This window comes from Streptomyces sp. NBC_00457 (genome assembly GCF_036014015.1).
GTDB lineage: Bacteria > Actinomycetota > Actinomycetes > Streptomycetales > Streptomycetaceae > Streptomyces.
On the sequence record NZ_CP107905.1, the window covers coordinates 2,202,160 to 2,227,028 of the forward strand.

Annotated in this window: 19 protein-coding genes; 7 read left to right on the forward strand and 12 right to left on the reverse strand. The window is 70.4% G+C overall.

Annotated features, from left to right (window positions below; translation table 11 throughout):
• The 11 genes from OG828_RS10095 to OG828_RS10145 form a co-directional block, all read right to left on the reverse strand.
• Positions 1 to 2,490 (reverse strand): PQQ-dependent sugar dehydrogenase, encoded by a 2,490-nt coding sequence (locus OG828_RS10095; RefSeq protein ID WP_328500894.1) that lies wholly within the window; start codon positions 2,488 to 2,490, stop codon positions 1 to 3.
• 80 nt (positions 2,491 to 2,570) lie between these two features.
• Positions 2,571 to 3,569 (reverse strand): sugar phosphate isomerase/epimerase family protein, encoded by a 999-nt coding sequence (locus OG828_RS10100; RefSeq protein WP_328352789.1) that lies wholly within the window; start codon positions 3,567 to 3,569, stop codon positions 2,571 to 2,573.
• Between the two features lie 14 nt (positions 3,570 to 3,583).
• Positions 3,584 to 4,810: a Gfo/Idh/MocA family protein gene (locus OG828_RS10105; protein ID WP_328500895.1), complete on the reverse strand. Its 1,227-nt coding sequence runs from the start codon at positions 4,808 to 4,810 to the stop codon at positions 3,584 to 3,586.
• A 255-nt stretch (positions 4,811 to 5,065) separates the two neighbouring features.
• Positions 5,066 to 6,106 carry a substrate-binding domain-containing protein gene (locus OG828_RS10110; RefSeq protein WP_328352795.1) on the reverse strand — a complete coding sequence of 347 codons (1,041 nt, stop codon included), beginning with the start codon at positions 6,104 to 6,106 and terminating at the stop codon, positions 5,066 to 5,068.
• A 17-nt stretch (positions 6,107 to 6,123) separates the two neighbouring features.
• The gene (locus OG828_RS10115; protein WP_328352798.1) at positions 6,124 to 7,143 is read right to left on the reverse strand and encodes an ABC transporter permease; all 1,020 of its coding nucleotides are present in this window, start codon (positions 7,141 to 7,143) and stop codon (positions 6,124 to 6,126) included.
• Positions 7,140 to 8,657 carry a sugar ABC transporter ATP-binding protein gene (locus OG828_RS10120; RefSeq protein WP_328500896.1) on the reverse strand — a complete coding sequence of 506 codons (1,518 nt, stop codon included), beginning with the start codon at positions 8,655 to 8,657 and terminating at the stop codon, positions 7,140 to 7,142. The genes OG828_RS10115 and OG828_RS10120 overlap by 4 nt, the downstream gene beginning before the upstream one ends.
• A gap of 128 nt (positions 8,658 to 8,785) precedes the next feature.
• Positions 8,786 to 9,967, reverse strand: coding sequence for an ROK family protein (locus OG828_RS10125; protein WP_328352804.1), 1,182 nt, complete (start codon positions 9,965 to 9,967; stop codon positions 8,786 to 8,788).
• 179 nt (positions 9,968 to 10,146) lie between these two features.
• On the reverse strand, positions 10,147 to 10,824 hold the full coding sequence (locus OG828_RS10130) for a GntR family transcriptional regulator (RefSeq protein WP_210582455.1): 678 nt from the start codon (positions 10,822 to 10,824) through the stop codon (positions 10,147 to 10,149).
• A gap of 95 nt (positions 10,825 to 10,919) precedes the next feature.
• Positions 10,920 to 11,858, reverse strand: a complete 939-nt coding sequence (locus OG828_RS10135; RefSeq protein WP_328352811.1) for a beta-ketoacyl-ACP synthase III — start codon at positions 11,856 to 11,858, stop codon at positions 10,920 to 10,922.
• A gap of 147 nt (positions 11,859 to 12,005) precedes the next feature.
• Positions 12,006 to 12,140, reverse strand: a complete 135-nt coding sequence (locus OG828_RS10140) for an MFS transporter small subunit (protein WP_328437594.1) — start codon at positions 12,138 to 12,140, stop codon at positions 12,006 to 12,008.
• A complete protein-coding gene (locus OG828_RS10145) occupies positions 12,109 to 13,446 on the reverse strand; it encodes an OFA family MFS transporter (protein WP_328500897.1) in 1,338 nt (445 codons plus the stop codon). Before OG828_RS10145 ends, OG828_RS10140 begins: the two co-directional genes overlap by 32 nt.
• Before the next feature lie 201 nt (positions 13,447 to 13,647).
• On the opposite strand from OG828_RS10145, the gene OG828_RS10150 reads away from it, so the two are divergent.
• The 7 genes from OG828_RS10150 (at position 13,648) to OG828_RS10180 (ending at position 23,894) form a co-directional block, all read left to right on the forward strand.
• Entirely contained in the window at positions 13,648 to 14,619 is a 972-nt protein-coding gene (locus tag OG828_RS10150) for a 2-dehydropantoate 2-reductase (protein WP_210582452.1), read from the forward strand.
• Positions 14,616 to 16,544 carry a molybdopterin oxidoreductase family protein gene (locus OG828_RS10155; protein WP_328500898.1) on the forward strand — a complete coding sequence of 643 codons (1,929 nt, stop codon included), beginning with the start codon at positions 14,616 to 14,618 and terminating at the stop codon, positions 16,542 to 16,544. Before OG828_RS10150 ends, OG828_RS10155 begins: the two co-directional genes overlap by 4 nt.
• Before the next feature lie 5 nt (positions 16,545 to 16,549).
• The gene (locus tag OG828_RS10160; RefSeq protein WP_328500899.1) at positions 16,550 to 18,367 is read left to right on the forward strand and encodes an NADH-ubiquinone oxidoreductase-F iron-sulfur binding region domain-containing protein; all 1,818 of its coding nucleotides are present in this window, start codon (positions 16,550 to 16,552) and stop codon (positions 18,365 to 18,367) included.
• The gene (locus OG828_RS10165) at positions 18,364 to 19,224 is read left to right on the forward strand and encodes a 2Fe-2S iron-sulfur cluster-binding protein (RefSeq protein ID WP_328500900.1); all 861 of its coding nucleotides are present in this window, start codon (positions 18,364 to 18,366) and stop codon (positions 19,222 to 19,224) included. Before OG828_RS10160 ends, OG828_RS10165 begins: the two co-directional genes overlap by 4 nt.
• A 7-nt stretch (positions 19,225 to 19,231) precedes the next feature.
• Positions 19,232 to 20,080, forward strand: coding sequence for a formate dehydrogenase accessory sulfurtransferase FdhD (fdhD, locus tag OG828_RS10170; RefSeq protein WP_328500901.1), 849 nt, complete (start codon positions 19,232 to 19,234; stop codon positions 20,078 to 20,080).
• 688 nt (positions 20,081 to 20,768) lie between these two features.
• The gene (locus OG828_RS10175; RefSeq protein ID WP_328500902.1) at positions 20,769 to 22,667 is read left to right on the forward strand and encodes a sialidase family protein; all 1,899 of its coding nucleotides are present in this window, start codon (positions 20,769 to 20,771) and stop codon (positions 22,665 to 22,667) included.
• Positions 22,668 to 22,676: 9 nt separating this feature from the next.
• Positions 22,677 to 23,894, forward strand: a complete 1,218-nt coding sequence (locus OG828_RS10180; RefSeq protein ID WP_328500903.1) for a DUF4185 domain-containing protein — start codon at positions 22,677 to 22,679, stop codon at positions 23,892 to 23,894.
• On the opposite strand, the gene OG828_RS10185 is transcribed toward OG828_RS10180, so the two are convergent.
• A complete protein-coding gene (locus tag OG828_RS10185) occupies positions 23,830 to 24,834 on the reverse strand; it encodes a bile acid:sodium symporter family protein (protein ID WP_328371702.1) in 1,005 nt (334 codons plus the stop codon). The two genes, OG828_RS10180 and OG828_RS10185, sit on opposite strands and share 65 nt — an antisense overlap.
• Positions 24,835 to 24,869 lie beyond the last annotated feature (35 nt).

Here is a 24,869-nt window from a genome sequence, read left to right on the forward strand (position 1 = left end):
TCAGCCCGTGGTGAAGGTGAAGTCGTCCACCTCGTACAAGGCGCCGGTGCCACTGCCCTTGAAGACCATGTAGAGAGTGGTCGTCCCGCGTGGTGCGCCCTTCAGGGACGTACTGACGTCCTGGTAGGTCTCCCAGCCGCCCGTCGCCGGAACGGTCGCGGTGCCGAGTACGCGTCCCTTGGGCGAGCCCGCGCGGATCTCGAGCTTGCCGCCCGCACCCTCGGAGGCGACCCGTGCCGTGAGCTTCTTGGCGTTGCTCAGGACGTAGGGCTCGAAGGAGATCCAGTCGCCGTTGTTGATGTCGCCGACGGTCTCACCGCCGTGCGCGGTGGCACGTGTCTGCACCTTGGCTCCCGAGGCCTTCCCGAAGTGCTCGGCCTGGCGGTGCGTGGGCTGGACGACGGACTGGTCGTGGCTGGTGAGCGCCTCCTGGCCGCCGCCACCGCCGTCGGTGTACTCCGCGTCGAAGACGCCGAAGATGTTGGCGTCCTCGTCATGGCCGCCGTCGGCGCTGGTCTGGATGGTGCCGGTGCAGCCGTTCGCCGAGGTCACCGGGTGACCGTGGCTGTCGTGGCCGAGGACGAAGGTGACCTTGACCTTGGCGCAGTCGATGGTCCCGTCCTCCGGATCGGTGACCTTCACCTTGAACGGCACGGCGTCCCCGAAGCTGAACAGCTGCCCGTCACGCGGCAGTTCCAGGGTCACCTTCGGCGCCGTGTTGCCCACCACGATCTGTACGCTCGCGCTGCCGCTCCGGCCGCTCGCGTCCTTGGCGGTCAGCGTCGCCGTGTAGGTCCCGTTCTTCGTGTACTTGTGCGTGGGGTTCGCCGACGTCGACTTGGCGCCGTCGCCGAAGTCCCAGCTGTACGTGAGGGCGTCACCGTCGGCGTCACTCGTGCCGGCGGAGGAGAACTTCACCTTCAGCGGCGCCTGACCGGAGGTCACGGAAGCGGACGCCTGCGCCACCGGGGAGTGCCCGTCGGTCGCGTTCTCGATGCGGTACAGGGCGGAGTGCTCGTCACCGCCGAACCAGGAGATGCCGTAGTCGAGGACGTACAGCGCGCCGTCCGGGCCGAACTCCATGTCCATGACCTGGGTGCCGGTCCAAGGGATGTCGTTGATCGCCTGCACCGTGCCGTCGGCGTCCGAGGTGATGCGCTTGATCCAGCGCCGGCCGAACTCGCCCGCGAAGAAGTCACCGTCGTACGCCTCCGGGAACTTGACCGGAGAGTCGAGCTCGGGGTCGTAGTGGTAGACCGGGCCGCCCATCGGGGACTCGGAGCCGTCGCCGAACTCGGGGACGGACGGACCGTCGTAGGGGATCCAGGCGGCCTGGGCCGGGGGAAGGTCGGTCAGGCCGGTGTTGTTCGGCGAGGTGTTCTTGGGGGCGGCGCAGTCGAATGCCGCACCGGAAGCACCGGTCGCGAAGTCGTAGTCCACGTAGGCGTCGTTGTCACCGGTGCAGTACGGCCAGCCGAAGTTGCCGGGCTCGGTGATGCGGGCGAACTCGACCTGACCTGCGGGACCACGGCCGGGGTCGGCGGCTCCTGCGTCGGGGCCGTACTCGCCCACGTACAGAATTCCCGTCTCCTTGTCGACGCTGAAGCGGAACGGGTTGCGCAGGCCCATCGCGTAGATCTCGGGGCGCGTCTTGTCCGTGCCGGGGGCGAAGAGGTTGCCGTCGGGGATGGCGTACGAGCCGTCGGCGTTGACCTTGATGCGCAGGATCTTGCCGCGCAGGTCGTTGGTGTTGCCGGCCGTGCGCTGGGCGTCGAAGGCCGGGTTGCGGTTGGCGCGCTCGTCGATGGGGGTGAAGCCGTCCGACTGGAACGGGTTGGAGTCGTCACCGGTCGACAGGTACAGGTTCCCCGCCGCGTCGAAGTCGATGTCGCCGCCGACGTGGCAGCAGATGCCGCGCGTGGCCGGGACGTCGAGGATCTTCTGCTCGCTGGCCGCGTCGAGGGTGCCGTCCGTCTTCAGTACGAAGCGGGAGAGGCGGTTGACGCCGTCGAAGGGGGCGAAGTCGGCGGCGGTGCCGGTCTCGGGGGCGTCGCCCGCCGGGGTGTTCATCGGGGGCGCGTAGTAGAGGTAGATGAACCGGTTCTCGGCGAATGCCGGGTCCACGCCTACGCCTTGGAGGCCTTCCTCGTCGTGCGAGTACACGTCGAGCTTGCCGGCGAGCTTGGTGGTGCCCGCCGCGTCGGTGAGCCGGAGTTCGCCGTCGCGGGAGGTGTGCAGGACCGAGCGGTCCGGGAGGACGGCGAGCGACATGGGCTCGCCGACCTCCGGCTCGCCCTTGGCGAGCGTGACCTGCTGGAAGTCCTCGGCGGCGACCGAGGGTCCGGCGCTGGCGGGGGGTGCTACGAGGGTGAGGGACGCGCCTGCCAGCAGTGTCCCGCTGAGCAGGGCGACCACCTTGCGGAAGGACAGGCGGCGTCGTCTGTGGGTCTCGTTTCTGGCGGTGCTGGTGGTGCGGTCGTTCGCGTGCACGGGTGCCTCCAGAATGGGGCTGGTTGTCCATGCGGGTGCCTTGCGCCGGGGTGCGCCGTCACTCCGGAGAAGTGAACTGCTCAGTTGCCGAAGGCCGCGTCGAAGGAGGCCGACGGCGGCTCGAAGTCGTAGGCCTTGAGGCGGGTCAGGGCCTCGGGTGCGCCCTGCAGCCGGTCCATGCCGGCGTCCTCCCACTCCACGGAGATGGGGCCCTGGTAGTCGATGGAGTGCAGCATGCGGAAGACGTCCTCCCAGGGGACGTCGCCGTGGCCCGCCGACACGAAGTCCCAGCCGCGGCGCGGGTCGCCCCAGGGCAGATGCGAGCCGAGGCGGCCGTTGCGGCCGTCGAGCCGTTTGCGGGCTTCCTTGCAGTCGACGTGGTAGATGCGGTCGCGGAAGTCCCAGAGGAAGCCGACCGGGTCGAGGTCCTGCCACACGAAGTGGGAGGGGTCGAAGTTCAGACCGAACGCGGGCCGGTGGTCAACTGCCGCCAGCGCGCGGTGGGTTGTCCAGTAGTCGTAGGCGATCTCACTCGGGTGGACCTCGTGGGCGAACCGCACGCCCTCCGCGTCGAAGACGTCGAGGATCGGGTTCCAGCGGTCGGCGAAGTCCTGGTAGCCGCGGTCGATCATCGACTCGGGGGCGGGCGGGAACATCGCGACCAGATGCCAGATCGCGGAGCCGGTGAAGCCGATGACGGTGTCGACACCGAAGGCGGACGCCGCACGCGCGGTGTCCTTCATACGGTCCGCGGCCCGCCGCCGCACCCCCTCCGGGTCTCCGTCGGCCCAGATGTCGCCCGGCAGGATCGCCTGGTGGCGCTCGTCGATGATGGCGTCGCAGACGGCCTGGCCGACGAGGTGGTTGGAGATCGCCCAGCACTTGAGGCCGTACTTGTCGAGCAGCGCGTGCCGGGACTGGAGGTACGACGGGTCCGCGAGGGCCTTGTCGACCTCGAAGTGGTCGCCCCAGCAGGCGAGTTCGAGTCCGTCGTAGCCGAAGTCGCGGGCGAGGACACAGACCTCTTCGAGGGGGAGGTCGGCCCACTGGCCGGTGAAGAGCGTGAAGTTCCGCGGCATGGAGCAATGCCTCCTCAGACGGCGATGGGGGTGTAGACGGAGTTCTTCTCGGCGCTCTCCTCGACCGCCGCCAGGACGCGCTGTACCTGGAGGCCGTCCGCGAAGGACGGTTCCGGCGGGCGGCTCTCGGCGATGGCGTGGACGAGGTCGCGGGCCTGGTGGACGAAGGTGTGCTCGTAGCCGAGGCCGTGGCCGGGCGGCCACCAGGCCTCCAGGTAGGGGTGGTCGGGTTCGGTGACGAGGATGCGGCGGAAGCCGGCGTGCGTGCCGGGCTCCGTACCGTCGTGGTACTCCAGCTCGTTGAGGCGCTCCAGGTCGAAGGCCAACGAGCCGCGCTCGCCGTTGAGTTCGATGCGCAGGGCGTTCTTGCGGCCGGTGGCGTACCGGGTCGCCTCGAAGGAGGCGAGGGCGCCGGAGGGGAAGCGGCCGGTGAACAGGGCGGCGTCGTCGACGGTGACCGGGCCGGTGCCCTCGGCCGACACCGCGGACAGGCCCTTCACGGCCCCGCCCGGCAGCGGGCGTTCCCGCACGAACGTCTCCGTGAGCGCGGACACCCCGGCCAGCTGCTCCCCCGTCAGATACTGCGCGAGGTCGACGATGTGGGCGCCCAGGTCGCCGAGGGAGCCCGAGCCGGCCAGCTCCTTGCGCAGCCGCCAGGTCAGCGGGAACTCGGGGTCGACGAGCCAGTCCTGAAGGTACGTCACCCTGACGTGGCGCAGGCTGCCGAGCTTGCCGTCGGCGACCATCCGTCGGGCCAGCGCAGTGGCGGGTACCCGGCGGTAGTTGAAGCCGACCATCGCCAACTGGCCGCGGCCCGCTGCCTCCTGAGCGGCCGCCGTCATGGCTTCCGCTTCCTCGACGGTGTTCGCGAGGGGCTTCTCGCACAGGACGTGCTTGCCGGCGGCCAGCGCGGCGAGGGCGATCTCGGCGTGACTGTTGCCCGGGGTGCAGATGTCGACGAGGTCGATGTCGTCCCGTGCGATCAGGGCCCGCCAGTCCGTCTCGGCCGACGCCCAGCCGTGCCGGTCGGCCGCCGCGCGTACGGCGGCCGCGTCCCGTCCGCAGATCGCGGTCAGCGCCGGGCGCAGGGGAAGATCGAAGACCCGGCCCGCGGTCCGCCAGCCCTGGGAGTGGGCGGCGCCCATGAAGGCGTAACCGACCATGCCGACACGCAGCGGCGGCTTGTCGGGCGCGGCTCCCCCGGCTCCCTCTGCTCCCTCGGGCGGGTTCGGCTGTCCCATGGAGTGGTCCTCCTCGTCGTCGTGGCGCGGTGGGGGGTGTCAGGGGGTGTCTTACGGATCCGGCCGGGGTCGCGGGGCCTGGCACGCACATCTGCAGCGTTGTCGTCGGTCGCCGACTCCCCCACGCTCGAATGCGCTCGCGCGACCCCGCTCAGCTCGGCCAGAACGCACCCTCTTTTGAAGCCGGCCTGATCCATCAGACACCCCCTGGGTCCGGCCCGGTGCGCGGGCCGGACCCGGGTGCGCGGGGCGCGCTTACTTGAAGCCGGTGGACATGTACTGGTCGATGTTGGTCTTGTCGACGACTGCCGAGTACAGCGTCAGCGAGGCCGGGATCTCGAACTCGGCGAGGCCGCCGACGCCCTTGCCCTGGCCGAGCGCGCGGGCGAGGTCGATCGCGGACGCCGCCATGGTCGGCGGGTAGAGGACGGTCGCCTTCAGCACGCCGTCGTCCTGCTTGATGGCCTGGAAGGCGGAGAGCGCGCCCGCCCCGCCGACCATCAGGAAGTCGTCCCGTCCGGCCTGCTCGATGGCGCGCAGGGCGCCCACGCCCTGGTCGTCGTCGTGGTTCCACACGGCGTCGAACTTCGGCTGGGCCTGCAGGAGCTGGGCCATCTTGGCCTGCCCGGACTCCACCGTGAACTCGGCCGCCTGACGGGCCACCTTCTTGACGTTGGGGTAGTTCTTCAGCGCGTCGTCGAAGCCCTGTGTGCGCTGCTGGGTGAGCTCCAGGTTGTCCAGGCCGGCCAGCTCGATGACGCGGGCGCCCGACTTCCCCTTGAGCTTCTCGCCGATGTAGTGGCCGGCGTTGAGGCCCATGCCGTAGTTGTCGCCGCCGATCCAGCAGCGGTACGCCTGCGGGGTGTTGAAGATCCGGTCGAGGTTGACGACGGGGATGCCCGCGCGCATGGCCTGGAGCCCGATCTGGGTGAGGGCCTTGCCGTCGGCGGGCAGGATCACCAGGACGTCGACCTTCTTGTTGATCAGGGTCTCGATCTGGCCGATCTGCGCGGCCGTGTCATTGGAGCCCTCGGTGATCTCCAGGGTGACATCGGAGTACTTCTTCGCCCGGTTCTTGGCGTTGTCGTTGATCGCGTTGAGCCAGCCGTGGTCGGCCTGCGGTCCGGCGAAGCCGATGGTGACCGGCTTGCCGGGCTTGTCGTCGGCGGCCGGCTGGTCGTTCGCGGCCGGCTCGTCGTTGCTCGACTCGTTACTCGTGCAACCTGCGAGGAGGGCTCCGGTGGATACGGCGGCGGCCCCGAAGAGCAGCCCTCTGCGACTGGTGAGATGTGACATATCACTGAACCCTTTCCTCAAGTCGTGCTCGCTGTACGGCGCTGGACCAGCACGGCGGCGACGATGATCGCGCCCTTGGCGATCTGCTGGACGTCGCTCTGCAGGTTGTTCAGGGCGAAGATGTTGGTGATCGTGGTGAAGATCAGAACGCCGAGCACCGAGCCGACGATGGTGCCGCGGCCCCCGCTCAGCAGCGTGCCGCCGATGATCGCGGCCGCGATGGCGTCGAGCTCGTACAGGTTGCCGTTGGTGTTCTGGCCCGAGCCGGACAGGACGATCAGCAGGAAGGCGGCGATGCCGCAGCACAGTCCGGACAGCAGGTAGAGGTACAGCCGCTGGCGGCGTACGTCGATGCCGGCGAGCCGGGCGGCCTCCGCGTTGCCGCCGACGGCGACGGTGCGGCGGCCGAAGGTGGTGCGGTTCAGGATCAGCCAGCCGATGATCGTGACGACGGCGAAGACCATCACGAGCGGCGGGATGCCGAGGATGTACGCGTCGCGCTCGCCGAGGTCCAGGACGGAGGGCACCGTGACGATCTGGGTCTTGCCGTCGGTGATCTGGAGGGCGAGCCCGCGCGCCGAGGCGAGCATGGCGAGGGTGGCGATGAACGGGACCATCCCGCCGTACGCGATGAGCAGGCCGTTGACCAGGCCGCAGCCCACTCCGACGATCACCGCCGTGAAGAGGATGCCCGCGAAGCCGTACTCCTGGGTGGCGACGGTGGTCGCCCAGACCGAGGCGAGGGCGACGATCGCGCCGACGGAGAGATCGATGCCGCCGGAGGTGATGACGAAGGTCATCCCGACCGTGACGACGCCGATCACCGAGCCCTGGGTGAGGACGAGTTGGAGGTTGCGGGTGTCGAGGAACTCGTCGGGCTTGGTGATACCGCCGATCAGGATCAGCGCGGCGAGCACGCCGAGCAGGGAGAGCGTGCGGACGTCGGGGCGGACCAACATCCCTCGCCAGGCGGGGGGTTCGCCCAACGGGACCGTCTTGTCGGTGCCGCCCCGGGGCGGGGAGACGTGCTGCGTCATGACGCCGGACTTCCTTCCATGACGAGGTCGAGTACACGGTGTTCGTCGAGTTCACGGGCGGGCGCCTCGTGTACGACCCGCCCCTCGCGCAACACCAGGACGCGGTCGGCGAGGCCCAGCACCTCGGGCACCTCGCTGGAGACCAGCAGCACGCCGAGTCCTTCGTCGGCGAGACGGCGGATCACCGCGTACAGCTCGGCGCGGGCGCCGACGTCGACGCCCCGGGTCGGTTCGTCGAGCAGCAGCACCCGGCAGCCGCGCAGCAGCCAGCGGGCGAGGACCGCCTTCTGCTGGTTGCCGCCGGACAGGGTGCGCACCGGCACCGAGGGGTTGTCGGGGCGCAGCGACAGCTCGCGTGTCGCGGCCCGCGCCGCGCTCAGTTCGGCGCCCCGGTCCATCCAGCCGCCGCGCGAGAAGCGGGACATGGAGGAGACCGACACATTGCGGGTGACGGACTCCAGCATCAGCAGCGCCTGCGCCTTGCGCTCCTCGGGCGCGAGGCCGAGCCCGGCACGGACGGCGGCCCGCACACTGCCGGGCCTGAGCGCCCGTCCGTCGACGCGGACCTGACCGGAGGTGGGTTTGCGGGCGCCGTAGATCGTCTCCAGGATCTCGGAGCGGCCGGAGCCGACCAGACCCGCCAGACCGACGATCTCTCCGGGGTACACGGTCAGGTCGAGGCGCTCGAACTCGCCTTCCCTGGCCAGCCCTTGCACCTCCAGCAGGGGACTTCCCGACGCATCTCGCGTCGGCCGGTCCGGGAAGACGTACTCGACGTTCCGCCCGGTCATCAGCGCCACGACGTCGCGTGTCGGCGTGGACTTCGCGGGCAGCCCGACCGCCACCGCCCGCCCGTCCTTCAGCACGGTCACCCGGTCGCCGATGCGGCGGATCTCCTCCAGGCGGTGCGAGATGTAGACGACGGCCACCCCGTCGGCAGTCAGGTCCCCCACGATCCGGAAGAGGTTGTCGACCTCGTCGGGGTCGAGCGCCGCGGACGGCTCGTCCATCACGATGAGCCGTACGTCGTGGGAGAGCGCCCGCGCCATCGACACGATCTGTTGCTGGGCCGCCGACAACTCCCCGACCAGCCGGGCCGGATCGATCTCCGGGTGCCCGAGCCGCCGTAGCAGCGCGGCCGTCGACTCGCGCGCGGTCTTGCGTCGTATGACGAAACCGGCGGTCGTGGGTTCATGGCCGAGGTGGACGTTCTCGGCCACCGACAGGTGCTCCACCAGGTCGAGTTCCTGGTAGATGGTGGCGATGCCGAGGCGCATGGCGGCGATGGGCGAGCGGAGCGTGACCGGTTCGCCGCGCCAGTGGATCGTGCCGGTGTCCGGCTGGTGGGCGCCGGCCAGGACCTTGATCAGCGTGGACTTCCCGGCTCCGTTCTGGCCGAGGAGGCAGTGCACTTCACCGGCCTGGACGTCGAGGTCGACGCCGTCCAGGGCCCGGACTCCGGGGAACGACTTGGTGATGCCGGACATGCTGAGCAGCGGAGATTCTGGTGCCATGTGGCTTCCCCTTGGCGGGCGTGCGGGCCGGTTGCAGGGCGCGTGCGGGCATGCGCATTCAGGGCAGATCAGTTCAGGGCAGGGCAAATCAGGGGCGCTGTGCTTGAGGTGCCTGACGAAGGTGCTGCTTACGCGGGTGAGAACAGGTGGTCGCTGATGAGCCGGGCCGCGCCGATGACTCCGGCGGTGGGGCCCAACTCCCCCAGAACGATGGGCAGGTTGCCGGTCGCCAGAGGCAGCGACTGGCGGTAGACCTGGGTGCGGAGCGCGGCGAGCAGGGTGTGGCCGAGGCCGGTCACTCCACCGCCGATCACCAACAGGCCGGGGTTGAAGAAGGAGACGAGTCCGGCGATGACCTGGCCGACGCGGTTGCCGCCCTCACGGATCAGGTCGAGGGAGGTGGCGTCACCGGCGGCGGCTGCGGCGGCGACGTCCACGGCGGTCAGGGTGCCGTTCGCCTCGAGACGCGCGGCGAGTTCCGCCGACCGGCCCTGCTGGGCCGCCTCCACGGCGTCCCGGGCCAGCGCGGCTCCACTGAAGTGGGCTTCCAGGCAGCCCCGGTTGCCGCAGGCGCAGGGTCGGCCGTCGGGCACGGCCTGGATGTGCCCGATGTCGCCCGCGCTGCCGGTCGTACCTCGGTAGACGGTGCCGCCGACGACGATGCCGCAGCCGATACCGGTACCGATCTTGACGCAGAGGAAGTCGGCCACGGTCCGGGCGACGCCGGCGTGCTGCTCCCCCATGGCCATCAGGTTCACGTCGTTGTCGACCATGACCGGGCAGCCGAGTTCCTGGCTGAGCGCCTCCCGTACCGGGAAGCCGTCCCAGCCCGGCATGATCGGCGGAGCCACCGGCACACCCTCGGGGTAGCGGACCGGCCCCGGGACGCCGATGCCGGCGCCGTCGAAGCCCTCCGCGAGCCCCGTGGCCCTCAACTTCGCGGCCATGGCGAGTACTTGCTCGAAGACCGCGACCGGGCCCTCGCGTACGTCCATGGGCTGGTTGAGATGGCCGAGGATCTCCAGCTCGGCGTTGGTGACGGCGACGTCGACCGAGGTCGCGCCGATGTCGACGCCGAGGAAACGCAGTCCCGGGTTCAGGCGGACGTTGTGGGAGCGGCGGCCACCGCGCGAGGCGGCGAGTCCGTCGGCCACGACGAGGCCGGTCTCCAGGAGCCGGTCCACCTCCACGGCCAGCTTCGACCGTGACAGATCGACCTGATCACCCAGCTGGGCCCGTGAGTTGGGGCCGCCGTCCCTGAGCAGCAGGAGCAGACGGGCCTGATGGGCGTTCGCGGGTCGTGCCGTCATGCGTCTCACGAGCCCCTCCCCGCCTCAATCGGCCACCAGTTGCCGGGCTTTCGAGTGGAACGTAGCAGCGGACGTCGGCGCTGGGAAGAATCCGTGCAGAGATTGCTGCCGACTTTCTCCACTCACAGGACAAAGGTCGGCGTGAGAAGTCCCCATCGGAGCGAACGGCAGCTACAGGATCAGGACTTCGCCCGCGCGTGATACGACCGCCGCGTGTGCTCGGTGTGGTCCCGCATCAGCTGGGTGGCGCGCTCCTCGTCCCGCTCCGAGATCGCGGCGATCAGCTCGCGGTGCTCGATCCAGGACTGCCGGCCGCGCTGGCGGGCGATCGGCGTGTAGTACCAGCGGACGCGGCGGTCGACCTGGGCGGCGAGTTCGGCGAGGACCGCGTTGCCGGCCAGCTCCATGACCTTGGCGTGGAAGCGGGCGTTCATGGCGACGGCGCCGTCCACGTCGTCGGCGGCGACGGCCTTCTCGCCCTCCGCGCACAGCTCTTCCAGCGTGGTGATGCCGGCGCTGCCCGCGTTGGCGGCGGCGAGCCGGGCGGCCTCGGCCTCCAGGAGCGTCCGGACGGTGAGGAGCTGGTCGGCCTCCTCCTCGGTCGGCTCGTGGACGAACGCGCCCTGCGCGGGCCGCAGATCGACCCAGCCCTCGGTGTTCAGCCGCTGCAGCGCCTCCCGCACCGGCTGGCGCGACACGCCGAGATGGCCTGCGAGTTCGCTCTCGACCAGATGCTGACCGGGCTGGAGGGCGCGGGTGGTGATGAGTTCGAGCAGTGCCTCATAGACGCGGTCGCGCAGCGGTCCGGGTCGTTCGAGCTTGGGTACGGCCCCCTGCGGCAGTCCTGTCGACAACATCGCGGTCCCCCTCCTCGGCCTGAATTGTCTTTCGTCTACAGTCTACGGCGCACCGGGGCCAGGGGAACGCGGAGTCGTCCTCGTCACACGCGGAGTCACGGGCACCGGACGACCTGCCCGGCGTACGAGAGATTGCCGCCGAAGCCGAACAGCAGGACCGGGTCGCCGGTGGTGATCGCGCCCTGTTCGACTAGCTTGGACAGGGCGAGGGGGATGCTGGCGGCGGAGGTGTTGCCGGATTCGGCGACATCGCGGGCGACGACCGCGTTGACCGCGCCGATCTTCTCGGCGAGCGGCTCGATGATGCGCAGGTTGGCCTGGTGGAGGACGACCGCGGCGAGGTTCTCAGGCGTGAGCCCGGCCTTCTCGCAGGCCTTGCGGGCGATCGGCGGCAGCTGTGTGGTGGCCCAGCGGTAGACGCTCTGCCCCTCCTGCGCGAACCGCGACGGGGTGCCCTCGATCCGTACGGCGTGCCCCATCTCCGGCACCGAGCCCCACAGCACCGGCCCTATCCCGGGCTCGTCCGCGGCCTCGACGACGGCGGCCCCCGCCCCGTCGCCGACGAGGACGCAGGTGGTCCGGTCGGTCCAGTCGGCGACGTCGGACATCTTGTCGGCGCCGATGACCAGGGCGCGTACGGCCGCTCCCGCCCGTACGGCGTGGTCCGCCGTGGCCAGCGCGTGGGTGAAGCCCGCGCAGACGACGTTGATGTCCATGGCGGCGGGCGACGGGATGCCGAGCCGGGCCGCGACCCGGGCGGCCATGTTCGGGGAGCGGTCGACGGCCGTGGACGTGGCGACCAGCACCAGGTCGATGTCGGCGGGCGTCAGGCCCGCCGCCGCGAGCGCCTTGGCGGCGGCGTGCGCGGCCAGCTCGTCCACCGGCTCGTCGGGCCCGGCGATGTGGCGCGTCCGGATGCCCACCCGGCTCGTGATCCACTCGTCGCTGGTGTCGACCAAGCCCGCCAGGTCCTCGTTGGTGAGTACCCTGGCGGGCTGGTAATGGCCGACGGCGGCGATCCGCGAGCCGTTCATGGGTGGTCCCCCTCGGTGCTTCGGTTACGGGATCCACCAGTCTGATCAGTGACTCACCGGTACGGCGGCAGGTGAAGCCACAGGAAACGGTCGCGCCCGTTGTCGGCTTCCGTCAGGTTCCCGGACGTCCGAACACTTCCCGGACAGTCACCCGGTGAACAGCTGCGTCGCCTTCTGCACGAGTTCGTACAGCCCGTAGGCGAGCGGCGCCCCCACCCACACCCAGGCGAAGGCGATCAGCGGGCGCCGGTCAGGCGGACTCTGGCTGCTGTCGTTCGACATCGACGGCCTCCTGACTGATGGGTGCGGGGATGTGATGGCGGGGGTCGACGGGCCGGACGAGTTCGTTGGCGATGAAGCCGACGACGAGCAGCCCGATCATGATGACGAAGGACATCCCGTACAGGGACGAGCCGTGCTTGCCGGCCTCCTCCTGCCGGTCGGCGATCCAGTTCACGATCAGCGGCCCGAGCACGCCGGCCAGCGACCAGGCGGTCAGCAGCCGCCCGTGGATCGCGCCGACCTGGTAGGCGCCGAAGAGGTCCTTCAGATAGGCGGGGATGGTCGCGAAGCCGCCGCCGTAGAAAGAGAGGATCACCAGCGCACTCAGGATGAACAGCGGCTTGGAGGAGTCGCCGAACAGCGCGAGGGACGCGTACATCAGCGCGCCGACGCCCAGATAGACGCGGTAGATGTTCCTGCGTCCGATCAGGTCGGAGGTGGACGACCAACCGATGCGGCCCGCCATGTTGGCCGCCGACAGCAGCGCCACGAAGCCCGCGGCGGCCGTCGCCGAGACCGGCGTCGAGGTGTCCGCGAAGAAGTCCGTGATCATCGGGGCGGCCTTCTCCAGGATGCCGATGCCCGCGGTCACGTTCATGCAGAGCACCACCCACAGACACCAGAACTGCGGGGTGCGGATGGCGCTGTTGGCGGAGACCTGCGGTCCCTGGAAGGCGCTCGGCGCCCCCTCGACCGGCTTCTCGGTGCGCGGCACCCGCACCAGCAGCACGCCGAGCAGCATGAACACGGCATACGACAGTCCGTGCACCAGGAACGCCAGGGCGATCCCGGAGCTGTCGCTGCCGAACGACTCCAGCATCTGCGCCGACCACGGCGAGGCGATCAGCGCGCCGCCGCCGAAGCCCATGATGGCGATGCCGGTGGCCATGCCAGGCCTGTCCGGGAACCACTTGATGAGCGTCGAGACGGGCGAGATGTACCCGATACCGAGACCGATCCCGCCGACGAAGCCATAGCCGAAGACGATCAGCCAGTACTGCTCGGTCGCCGCGCCGAGCGCGGAGAGCAGAAAGCCGGACGAGAAGCACACCAGCGCCACGGTCATCGCCCAGCGCGGTCCGTTGCGCTCCACGAGCGTGCCGCCGAACGCGGCCGACAGACCGAGCATCACGATGCCGAGCTGGAAGGGCAGCGCGCTCTGGGTGCCGCTGAGGCCGAGCGCGGATTCGAGCGGCGGCTTGAACACGCTCCAGGCGTAGGCCTGGCCGATGGAGAGATGGACCGAGAGCGCGGCTGGGGGAACGAGCCAGCGGCTCCAGCCCGCGGGGGCGACGGGTGGACTCATGATCCCGAACGGTAAGAAGAAGACGGGTAGTTGAAAAGCGGCCCGTCGACCGTATGCGGTGAGCGGTATCCAGGGCGCGATGAACGGTCTTGCACGAACCCTTGCTGCCCCAAGTTCCATACTGTAGACAATATTCCGTCGACAGAGTGTCGGCAGTGTGGCATCTCCGCGGTATCCCTCGACCGAACGGAGCTCCCCCGTATGAAAGTCGCAGTCCTCGGCGCCGGTGCGATCGGCGCCTATGTCGGTGCCGCGCTCCACCGCGCGGGCGCCGATGTGCACCTCGTCGCCCGTGGACCGCATCTCGCGGCCATGAGGCGGCACGGGGTGCGGGTGCTCAGTCCGCGCGGCGACTTCACCGCCCGCGCCCACGCCACCGACGACCCGGCCGAGATCGGCCCGGCCGACTTCGTCTTCCTGGGCCTGAAGGCCAACTCGTACGCGGCGTGCGGGCCGCTGATCGAGCCTCTGCTGCACGACACCACGGCGGTCGTAGCCGCCCAGAACGGCATCCCCTGGTGGTACTTCCACCGGCACGGCGGCCCCCACGACGGCCACCGCGTCGAGAGCGTGGACCCGGACGGCGCGGTCAGTGCGGTGCTCGCGCCCGAACGGGCCGTCGGCTGCGTCGTGTACGCGGCGACGGAACTGGCGGAACCAGGAGTCGTACGACATCTCGAAGGCACCCGGTTCTCCATCGGCGAGCCCGACCGCAGCGTGTCCAGGCGGTGTCTCGCGCTCAGCGAGGCCATGCACGCCGGCGGGCTCAAGTGCCCCGTGGAGCCGGATCTGCGCAATGACATCTGGCTGAAGCTGCTCGGCAACATCTCCTTCAACCCGATCAGCGCGCTGGCCCGCGCCACCATGCGGCAGATGTGCCTGCACGGCGGCACCCGCAAGGTCATCGAGATCATGATGACCGAGACGCTGTCGGTCGCCGAGGCCCTCGGCTGCGAGGTCGGCGTCTCCATCGAGCGCCGCCTCGCCGGCGCCGAGCGCGTGGGCGACCACCGCACCTCCACGCTCCAGGACCTGGAGCGCGGCAAGCCGCTCGAACTCGACGTCCTGCTCGCCGCGGTCGTCGAGCTGGCGGAGATCACCGGCGTCCAGGTGCCCACCCTGCGCACCGTGCACGCCATCTCGGACCTGCTCGCGCTGAGGAGCGCCGCATGAAAAGCACGAGGAAGCGCGAACCGAAGACCTACACCCGGCTCACCCACCCCCTGGTACGGGATTCCCGCAACGAGCCTTTCCGCCAAGCGAGTTGGGACGAGGCACTGGACCGTGCCGCGCGCGGTCTGCGAGCCGCCCACGGCGCGTTCGGCATGTTCTCGTGCGCCCGCGCGACCAACGAAATGAACTACGTGGCGCAGAAGTTCGCCCGCGTCGTCATGGGTACCAACAACGTCGACTCCTGCAACCGCACCTGCCACGCCCCGAGCGTCGCGGGCCTGTCGGCCGCCTTCGGCTCCGGCGGCGGGACGTCGTCGTACGAGGAGATCGAGCACACCGACGTCATCGTGATGTGGGGCTCCAACGCCCGCTTCGCGCACCCGATCTTCTTCCAGCACGTACTGAAGGGGATCCGGGGCGGCGCCCGGATGTACGCCGTCGACCCACGCCGGACGTCGACGGCCGAATGGGCGGAGAGCTGGCTCGGCCTGAACGTCGGCACCGACATCCCGATGGCGCACGCGATCGGCCGCGAGATCATCCACGCGGGGCTGGCCAACGAGGCGTTCATCGAGCGGGCGACGAGCGGATTCGAGGAGTACCGGAAGCTGGTCGAGCCGTGGACGCTGTCGCTCGCCGAGAAGGTGACGGGCGTACCGGCCGCCGCCATACGGGAGTTGGCGCACGCCTACGCCCGCGCCGAGCGCGCCCAGCTGTGCTGGACCCTGGGCATCACCGAGCACCACAACGGCACGGACAACGTCCGGGCGCTGATCAACCTGTCGCTGCTGACGGGCCATGTCGGCCGCTACGGCAGCGGGTTGCAGCCCCTGCGCGGCCAGAACAACGTGCAGGGCGGCGGCGACATGGGCGCCATCCCCAACCGCCTCCCCGGGTTCCAGGACATCCTCGACGCGGACACCCGGCTGAAGTTCGAGTCAGCCTGGGACACGGTGATCCAGCCGCACTACGGGATGAACCTCACCGAGATGTTCGAGGCGATGGAGGAGGGCACGCTCAAGGCCGTCTACTGCATCGGCGAGAACCCGGCGCAGTCGGAGGCGGACAGCGAGCAGGCGGTACGGCGTATGCAGGCGCTGGACTTCCTGGTCGTGCAGGACATCTTCCTGACGAAGACGGCCGAGCTGGCGGACGTGGTGCTGCCTGCGACCGCCGGGTGGGCCGAGACCGACGGAACAACCACCAACAGCGAGCGCCGAGTTCAGCGCGTCCGGCGTGCGGTCACGCCGCCCGGTGAAGCCCGCGAGGACATCGACATCATCTGCGAGCTGGCGTCACGCCTCGGCCACGACTGGAAGTACGCCGACTCCGAGGCCGTCTGGAACGAGCTCAGGTCGGTGTCGCCGGACCACTACGGGATGACGTACGAACGCCTGGCGGAACACCAGGGCATCCAGTGGCCGTGCCCGAGCACCGAGCAGCTCGAACCGACGTATCTGCACGGCCGGTTGTGGGAGACCGACCCGGCGAAGCGGGGCATGCCGGCGCCCTTCGGGCTGGTCCAGCACGATCCGCCGGTCGACCTCACCGACGACCGGTTCCCGATCCGGCTCACGACCGGGCGGCGGCTCGACTCCTACAACACCGGTGTGCAGAGCGGGAGTTTCGCCTCCCCGCTGCGGCGCGGGGAGTACATCGAGCTGTGCCCGGAGGACGCCGAGCGGTACGGGGTCGTGGTCGGCGAGGAGGTCCAGGTGACCTCGCGGCGCGGGGCGGTGGTCGCGCCGGTGTGGGTCGATCCGGCGCTCCGTCCCGGTCTGGCGTTCATGACCATGCACTTTCCCGACGAGGTGGACACCAACCAGCTGACGATCGAGGCGAACTGCCCGATCGCGGGGACGGCGGAGTTCAAGGCGTCGGCGATCCGGATCGAGAAGCTCCCCGTCGCGACCATCGTGAGGTGACGTAAGTGGACCTGCACTTCGGCGACAGCAAACCGACGGACGACGAACGGGCGGCCGTCGACGCCCTGTTGGGCCCGCCCGAGTCCTCCTGGGAGGGCGCCGACCGCTCCGACGCCGACCTGCGATGGGCGCGCGGCGGACGCGAGGCCCGGGACCGCCGCGATCTGCTGTTGCCGGGGCTGCACGCCATCAACGACCGGGTGGGATGGATCAGTGACGGCGCCCTGGACTACCTGTGCCGACGGCTGACGGTGCCGCCGGCGGAGGCGTACGGGGTCGCCACCTTCTACGCCATGTTCTCCGTGAAGCCGCGCCCGGCGACGGTGCTGCACGTCTGCACCGACCTGGCGTGCACGGCGGCAGGGGCGTCCGAGCTGTGCGCCGGGATCGAGGGGGGACTCGGTCCCGGGGTCCAGGTGGAGCGCAGCCCCTGCCTGGGCCTGTGCGAGCGGGCTCCGGCCGCGCTGGCGATCAGGGCCGGGGATCCGGTGCGTACGGCGGTGTCGGCGCCGGCGACCGTCCGCGAGGCCGTCCTCGCCGCGACCGCGCCGGACTCCGCGCCCGAGGAGCCGCCGGCGGCGCTCGCGGTACCCCAGGCAGACTCGGGCGACCTGATCCTCCTCAGCCGCGTCGGCGTGGTCGACCCGGCGTCGCTCGACGACTACCGCGCCCACGGCGGGTACACCGCCCTGCGCCGCGCCTTCGAGCTGGGCCCCGCGGGCGTCATCCGTGAAGTCACCGACTCGGGCCTGGTCGGGCGTGGCGGCGCCGCCTTCCCCACCGGCCGCAAATGGCAGGCCACGGCATCCCAGCCCGACCATCCGCACTACGTGGTGTGCAACGCGGACGAGTCCGAGCCGGGCACCTTCAAGGACCGCGTGATCATGGAGGGCGACCCGTACGCGCTGATCGAGTCGATGACGATCGCGGCGTACGCGACGGGCGCGCACCAGGGCTATCTGTATCTGCGCGGCGAGTATCCGCGGGCGCTGCGGCGTCTGGAGCACGCGCTGGTGCAGGCACGCGCGCGCGGGCTGCTCGGCGACGACGTCCTCGGCCAGGGGTACGCCTTCGACATCGAGATCCGCAGAGGCGCGGGCGCGTACATCTGCGGTGAGGAGACCGCCCTGTTCAACTCCATCGAGGGCTACCGCGGCGAACCGCGTTCCAAGCCCCCGTTCCCGGTGGAGAAGGGCCTGTTCGGCAAGCCCACGGTCGAGAACAACGTGGAGACGCTGGTCAACGTACTGCCGATCCTGACGATGGGCGCGCCCGCGTACGCGGCGATCGGGACGGCCAGGTCCACCGGGCCGAAGCTGTTCTGTGTGTCGGGGACGGTGGACCGGCCCGGGATCTACGAGCTGCCGTTCGGCGCGACGCTGGGCGAGCTGCTGGAGCTGGCCGGGGTGCGGGACGGGTTGCGGGCCGTGCTGCTCGGCGGGGCCGCGGGCGGCTTCGTACGGGCCGACGAGATGGACATCCCGCTCACCTTCGAAGGCACCCGGGAGGCGGGGACGACGCTCGGCTCGGGCGTGGTGATGGCCTTCGACGACACGGTTCCACTGCCGCGGCTGCTGCTGCGGATCGCCGAGTTCTTCCGCGACGAGTCGTGCGGGCAGTGCGTGCCGTGCCGGGTCGGGACCGTGCGGCAGGAGGAGGCACTGCACCGGATCGCGGAGCGCACCGGTGCGGACGCCGCCGACGACATCGCCCTGCTCCGGGAGGTCGGCCGCGCCATGCGGGACGCCTCGATCTGCGGTCTCGGGCAGACCGCGTGGAACGCCGTGGAATCCGCCATCGACCGTTTGGGGGCGTACGAATGAGCGTTGTGCCGCTGGGAGTGCCGCGTCGGCTGCTCGAGTTCACGATCGACGGGGAGCCGGTTCGGGCGCCCGAGGGGTCGACCATCCTCGACGCCTGCCGGTCGGCGGGGAAGGACATCCCGACCCTGTGCGAGGGGGACACGCTCACGCCGAAGAACGCCTGCCGGGTGTGTGTCGTCGAGGTCGAGGGCGCTCGGACACTTGTGCCCGCGTGCTCGCGCAAGGCCGAGCCGGGCATGGAGGTCCGCACCGACACGGAGCGGGCGCGGCACAGTCGGAAGATCGTGCTTGAGCTTCTTGCCTCGTCGGTCGATTTGTCGACCACGCCCCGGGTGGCTGAGTGGATCAAGGAGTACGAGGCCAAGCCGGACCGCTTCGGGCCGGACGCGGCCCGGCTGAACGAGGAGCCCAAGGTCGACAACGATCTGTATGTGCGCGACTACGACAAGTGCATCCTCTGCTACAAGTGCGTCGACGCGTGCGGTGAGCAGTGGCAGAACACGTTCGCGATCTCGGTGGCGGGGCGGGGATTCGATGCGCGGATCGCGGTGGAGCACGACGCTCCGCTGACCGATTCGGCCTGCGTGTACTGCGGGAACTGCATCGAGGTGTGTCCGACCGGCGCGCTGTCGTTCAAGTCGGAGTTCGACATGCGGGCGGCGGGTACGTGGGACGAGTCGGCGCAGACGGAGACGACGACCGTGTGCGCGTACTGCGGAGTGGGCTGCAACCTGACTCTGCACGTGCAGGACAATGAGATCGTGAAGGTCACCTCACCGCACGACAATCCGGTGACCCACGGCAACCTCTGCATCAAGGGCCGTTTCGGCTACCAGCACGTACAGAACCGGGGCTGATCAGGACATGGGACGAGTCACGGAACGACGCAAGGTGATCCGGATCCGGGGCGGGGCGGTCTCCTCCCGCCCGGACACGCTCGTCGCCGAGGAACCGCTGGAGATCCGGCTGAACGGCAAGGCGCTCGCGATCACCATGCGGACGCCGGGAGACGACTTCGCGCTCGCCGCCGGGTTTCTGGTGAGCGAGGGGGTGCTGGGAGCCGCCTCCGAGCTGCGGAACATCGTGTACTGCGCGGGCGCCACGGTGGACGGTTCCAACACGTACAACGTGGTGGACGTGCAGACGGCGCCGGGCGTGGTGATCCCGGACATCACGCTGGAGCGGAACGTCTACACCACGTCGTCCTGCGGTCTGTGCGGCAAGGCCAGCCTGGACGCGGTCCGTACGACGGCTCGGTGGCCCATCGCCGACACTCCCCCGGTCCGGGTCGAACCCGAACTGCTGGCCGACCTCCCCGACCGGCTGCGCGCGGCCCAGAAGGTCTTCGACCGGACCGGGGGGCTGCACGCGGCGGCCCTGTTCACCGAGGACGGGGAACTGCTCGACATACGGGAGGACGTCGGCCGGCACAACGCGGTGGACAAGCTCGTCGGCCGGGCGCTGCAGAACGGAAGCCTGCCGCTGTCCCGGACGATCCTGCTGGTGTCGGGGCGGGCGTCGTTCGAGCTCGCGCAGAAGGCGGTGATGGCCGGGATTCCGGTGCTCGCGGCCGTGTCGGCTCCGTCGTCCCTCGCGGTGGACCTGGCGGTCGAGACGGGGCTGACGCTGGTGGGGTTCCTGCGCGGCAGTTCCATGAACGTGTACGCGGGCGAGGACCGTATCGCCTTGCGGGCTGCGGCCGCCCAGGGCTGACGGGCCGTCCGCTGCACGGCGGCGGGGCCCCGACGGGTGGGGAGCGCCCCCTGCGCCATTAGGGGTCCCGCTGTTTTGTTTTGTCACCTCCCACCGGGGCCGGCGTCTAGAGGCTGGCGACGCGCGCTGTGTTTGATGGCTCGGTCGCCTCCAGGGGCGCTTTATGCCGGTGTCGAGAGACCGACCGTGCTCGGCGCTGCGCGCCTCCGCGCGCTCGGTCTCTCGACACCGGCGCGCCCCCTGCGGCTCCCTCGCGGCCGGCGCGTCGGACCAGTGGACGTTGGTGGGCCCTTGCCGGACGTCTGGCTGGGCAGGGAGGCACCACGCGGCGGCGTCAGGCTGTGGACGGCCGGGAGGACGGCGTGGTGCCGGACCTTCCCTACGATCATCTGCTTATCGTTGGGACTCCCAACGAGCCCCCTGGAGGTGCGGTCGATGCGTCGCGTGCGGTACGACGCCCCCGGTGGCCCCCTGACGCGGACTCGGATAGGCCGAATAGCCCTCGGGAAGGTGGTGCCGCGGCACTGACGCGGCGCGCATTACCGGCAGCACTCCCCTGAGTACTCCCATGGGCCCCCATTCGTTTCTCGTGAACTGCCGACGCCACAACTACCGTCTGATGCACGCATGTTGGACGTGGGACGTCCAGACGGTCAGATGTCCAGATGCCTGAAGGGCAGGTCATGCCATGCCGCCTAGTCTTCGTGCACGTCTTAGATCCCCCCTCCGAGCTCTGAGACACACGCTCACCGCGGCCGCCGTCAGTACGGCGGCCGCCGCGCTGCCGAGCCCCGCCCACGCCCAACCGGCCACCAAGGCCCCTGAGTTCGAGCAGCAGGTCCTGTTCAAGGCCTCGCAGGACCCCGGTTACGCCTGCTACCGGATCCCGGCGATCGTGCGCACCAACGAGGGGACACTGCTGGCGTTCGCTGAGGGCCGGGTCCTCAACTGCGGTGATGCCACCGATATCGACATCGTCGTCAAGCGCTCCACCGATGGTGGGCGTACCTGGGGTCCGCTCCAGGTGGTGAACGAGGGGGCCGGGGACACCCACGGCAATCCGACGCCGGTCGTGGACCAGGCCACGGGGCGGATCCTGCTGGCGGAGACGTACAACAAGGGCCGTACGGACAGCGGGAACTGCGATGTGCCCTGTAAGCGCAGCCCGTATCTGCAGTACAGCGACGACGACGGGCGCTCCTGGTCCGAGCCGCGCGATCTGAGCGCCGAGATCCTGCCCGAGCACTGGAACTCGTGGTACGCCACCGGGCCCGTGCACGGCATCCAGCTCACCCGGGGGGTGAACGCCGGGCGGATCGTCATCAGCGTCAATGGCGAGACGTGGAACGGCAGTCGGGTCACCGCGAACCATGCGGCGCTCATCATCAGCGACGACGGCGGCGATCACTGGCGGCTCGGCGCCACCGACACGTCGGAAGTCGCCGCGGACGGCACGTTCGAGCAGAAGAACGGCGAGCTGACGCTGGCCGAGCGCACCGACGGCACGATCCTGGTCAGCGGCCGCGAGCAGGACGGCACCGCCGTCGGCCATCGCACCCAGGCCGTCAGCGAGGACGGCGGCGAAAGCTTCGAGACGCCGTTCCAGAACCTTCCCGACCTGTACGCCCCGCAGGTGCAGTGCTCGATGCTGCGGGTGAGCAGCCGCATGCTGCTGGCCTGCCCGGGCGACCCCGACCGCCGCCGGACCATGATGATCCGCTCCTCGTACGACGGCGGCGCCACCTGGGACAGCGTCGACCGCGGCAAGGTCGTCACCCGGGACTGGTCCGGCTACTCCGATCTGGTGCACATCACCGGCACCACCACGGGCCTGATGTACGAGGCGGGGGCCGTCGACGCCCGCGACGAGATCCGCTTCGCCCGGTTCAACGAGGACTGGCTCGGCACGCGGCGCGGCCCGGACCCCACCACCGTCGACCAGGCCCTGCTCGCCCCGGCGGCCTCCGTCCTCGGCGGTGCCACGGTGACGGACGGCGCGTTCGACGGTGCGCTGGCCTTCGACGGCACCGACGACGCCGTGCGCCTGCCGTACCACGACCGGCTCCCGCTCGGCACCAAGGACTTCACCGCCTCCCTCTGGTTCCGGCACACCGCCACGTCCGGCGAGCAGCCGCTGCTGTCGATGGGCGGCGTCGCGACCGGCCAGCCGCACATCACGCTGCGCGGCGAGCCCGCCGGCAACCGTGTGCAGGCCCTGATGACCGCGCGGGAGGGTCCGACGACCGTGCGCAAGGCGTCCGTGAGCACCGTGGGGGCGTACAACGACGGCCGCTGGCACCATCTGGCGCTGCGGCGTGGCGACGGGGCGCTGACCCTGTTTCTCGACGGCAAGGCGATCAGCGCCGCCGATGTGCCCGGCTCGGTGAGCCGCAACTCGCCCTTCGGTGTGCACATCGGCGAGCGCATGGACAGTCGTGCCTTCTTCACCGGCGCGATCGACGACGTCCGGGTCTGGGACCGGGCGCTGACCGATGCGGAGATCGGCGAGGTCCGTACGGACGGCACGGGGGCGGTCCTCGACACCGTGGTGTGGCTGCCCATGGACCAGGTGAACGGCAGCGGCTAACGTCGCGGCGTGCCCGACGACGTACGAGCACGACAGCGGACGGGGACCGGGATCGGCCTGTTGCTGACCCTGGTCCTCGGGGCCGTGCTGCTCACCGCCCTCCCGGACGGCGACCGGGAGGGCGACGGAGCGTGCCCGGCCCGTACGGTGGGTTCCTGGTCGGCAGACAGCGGGCTGACCGGCGAGTTCGCCCGCTACGGCGACGACGCGTCCCGCGCGGACGACTGGACCGGCGGCGACGGCACCCACTCGGTGCGGCTGCCGGACGGGCGGTTGCTGTGGTTGTTCTCGGACACCTATCTCGGGCAGGTTTACGCGCCGCCCAATCCGGCCGGCGAGTCGCACGCCTGGCGGGACACCGCGGCGCCGCTGGTCCGCAACTCGGCGGTGGTGATGCGGGACGGCCGGCTCCAGAGCACCCTGCCCGCGCCCCTGTTCCCCGACCCGGCCCCGAGCCAGTGGCGGTGGCCCGTGGCCGCGCGGGTCGAGCCGCGCTCGCCCGGTTCCTCGGAGCAGGTCGTACGGGTGGTGCTGTGGGTGCGGACGGCGGGCCAGTCACCGTGGATCTACGGCGTGCCCACCGCCACCGAGGTCGCCACCCTGTCCCTGCCCGATCTGCGGGTCGAGTCGGTCGTCCCGGTGCTGGACCAGCGACTCGTCCCCGATCCCTCCCGGCGGATCCTGTTCGGCACGACGCTGGTCGAACGGGACGGCTGGACCTACGTCTTCGGTGGCGACGACGCCCAGGCCGCGTCCCGCCCGGCCTCGTCGGCGTATGTGGCGCGGGTACCCGAGGGCAGGCTCGCCGAGCCGGGCGCCTGGCAGTACTGGAACGGGTCCGAGTGGACGGCCGGTGGGGCCCCGCGCACGGTGCTGGGCGACGGGGTGGGCAGCGCGTTCTCGGTGGTGCGTGAGGACGACACGTATGTGCTGTTCACCATGGCGGCTGGCGCCGAGGGGCTGACGACGATCACCTCGTACTGGGCCTGCTCCCCCACCGGGCCCTGGCACGGGCCGACGCGGGACTTCAGCCCCGCGCTGCCCGACGGCCAGGTCGCCGCGTACAACCCCCAGGCCCACCCCGAACTGAGCGACGACGGACGGCTGGTGCTCAGCTACGACGTCAACTGGCTGGACACGAACGGCGGCGCGGCGGCGCAGCTCAGCCGGAACGTGTCCCTGTACCGACCGCGATTCGTGACTCTTCGCCTGGAGCCGCCTCGCTGAGCACCTTGTCGTGCGACCGGCGCTTGGCGATCACCGCGCACACCATCAGCTGCATCTGATGGAAGAGCATCAGCGGCAGCACGGCCAGCGCGGCGTGCGCACCGAACAGGACGCTCGCCATGGGCAGTCCGGCGGCCAGGGACTTCTTCGAGCCGGCGAACTGGATCGCGATCCGGTCCTCCCGGTCGAAGCGCAGCGCCTTGGCGCCGTACCAGGTCAGCGCGAGCATCACGGCGAGCAGGACCGCTTCCACGGCGAGCAGACCGGCCAGCCGGGCGGGGCTGACCTGGTGCCAGATGCCCTGCACCATGCCCTCGCTGAACGCGGTGTAGACGACGAGCAGGATCGACCCGCGGTCGACCAGCCCGAGCGCCTTCTTGTGCCGCGCGACGAACCCGCCGATCCAGCGCCGCAGCAGCTGCCCGGCGACGAACGGCACCAGCAGCTGGAGCACGATCTCGATCAGCGAGTCGGCCGAGAAGCCGCCGGTGCTGCCCAGCAGAGAGGCCGCCAGGAGCGGAGTGGCGACGATGCCCACGAGGGAGGAGAAGGAGCCGGCGCAGATCGCCGCGGGCACATTGCCGCGGGCGATCGAGGTGAAGGCGATCGACGACTGGATGGTCGACGGGACGAGCGTGAGGAAGAGCAGGCCCTGGAAGAGCGGCTCCGACAACAGCACCGGGACCAGGCCGCGGGACGCCAGACCGAGCAGCGGGAAGATCACGAACGTACAGGCCAGGACCGTGACATGGAGCCGCCAGTGCTTCAGCCCGTCCAGCGCCTCGCGGGTCGACAGCCGGGCCCCGTACAGGAAGAAGAGGAAGGCGATCGCGGCCGTGGAGGCACCGGAGGCGACGTCCGCGCCCGTCCCGCGCGCCGGGAGGAGAGCGGCTACGCCTACCGTCCCGAGCAGCAGCAGGATGTACGGGTCGATCGGCATCCAACGGGGCCATCGCAGGCGTTTCACGGTGCTCC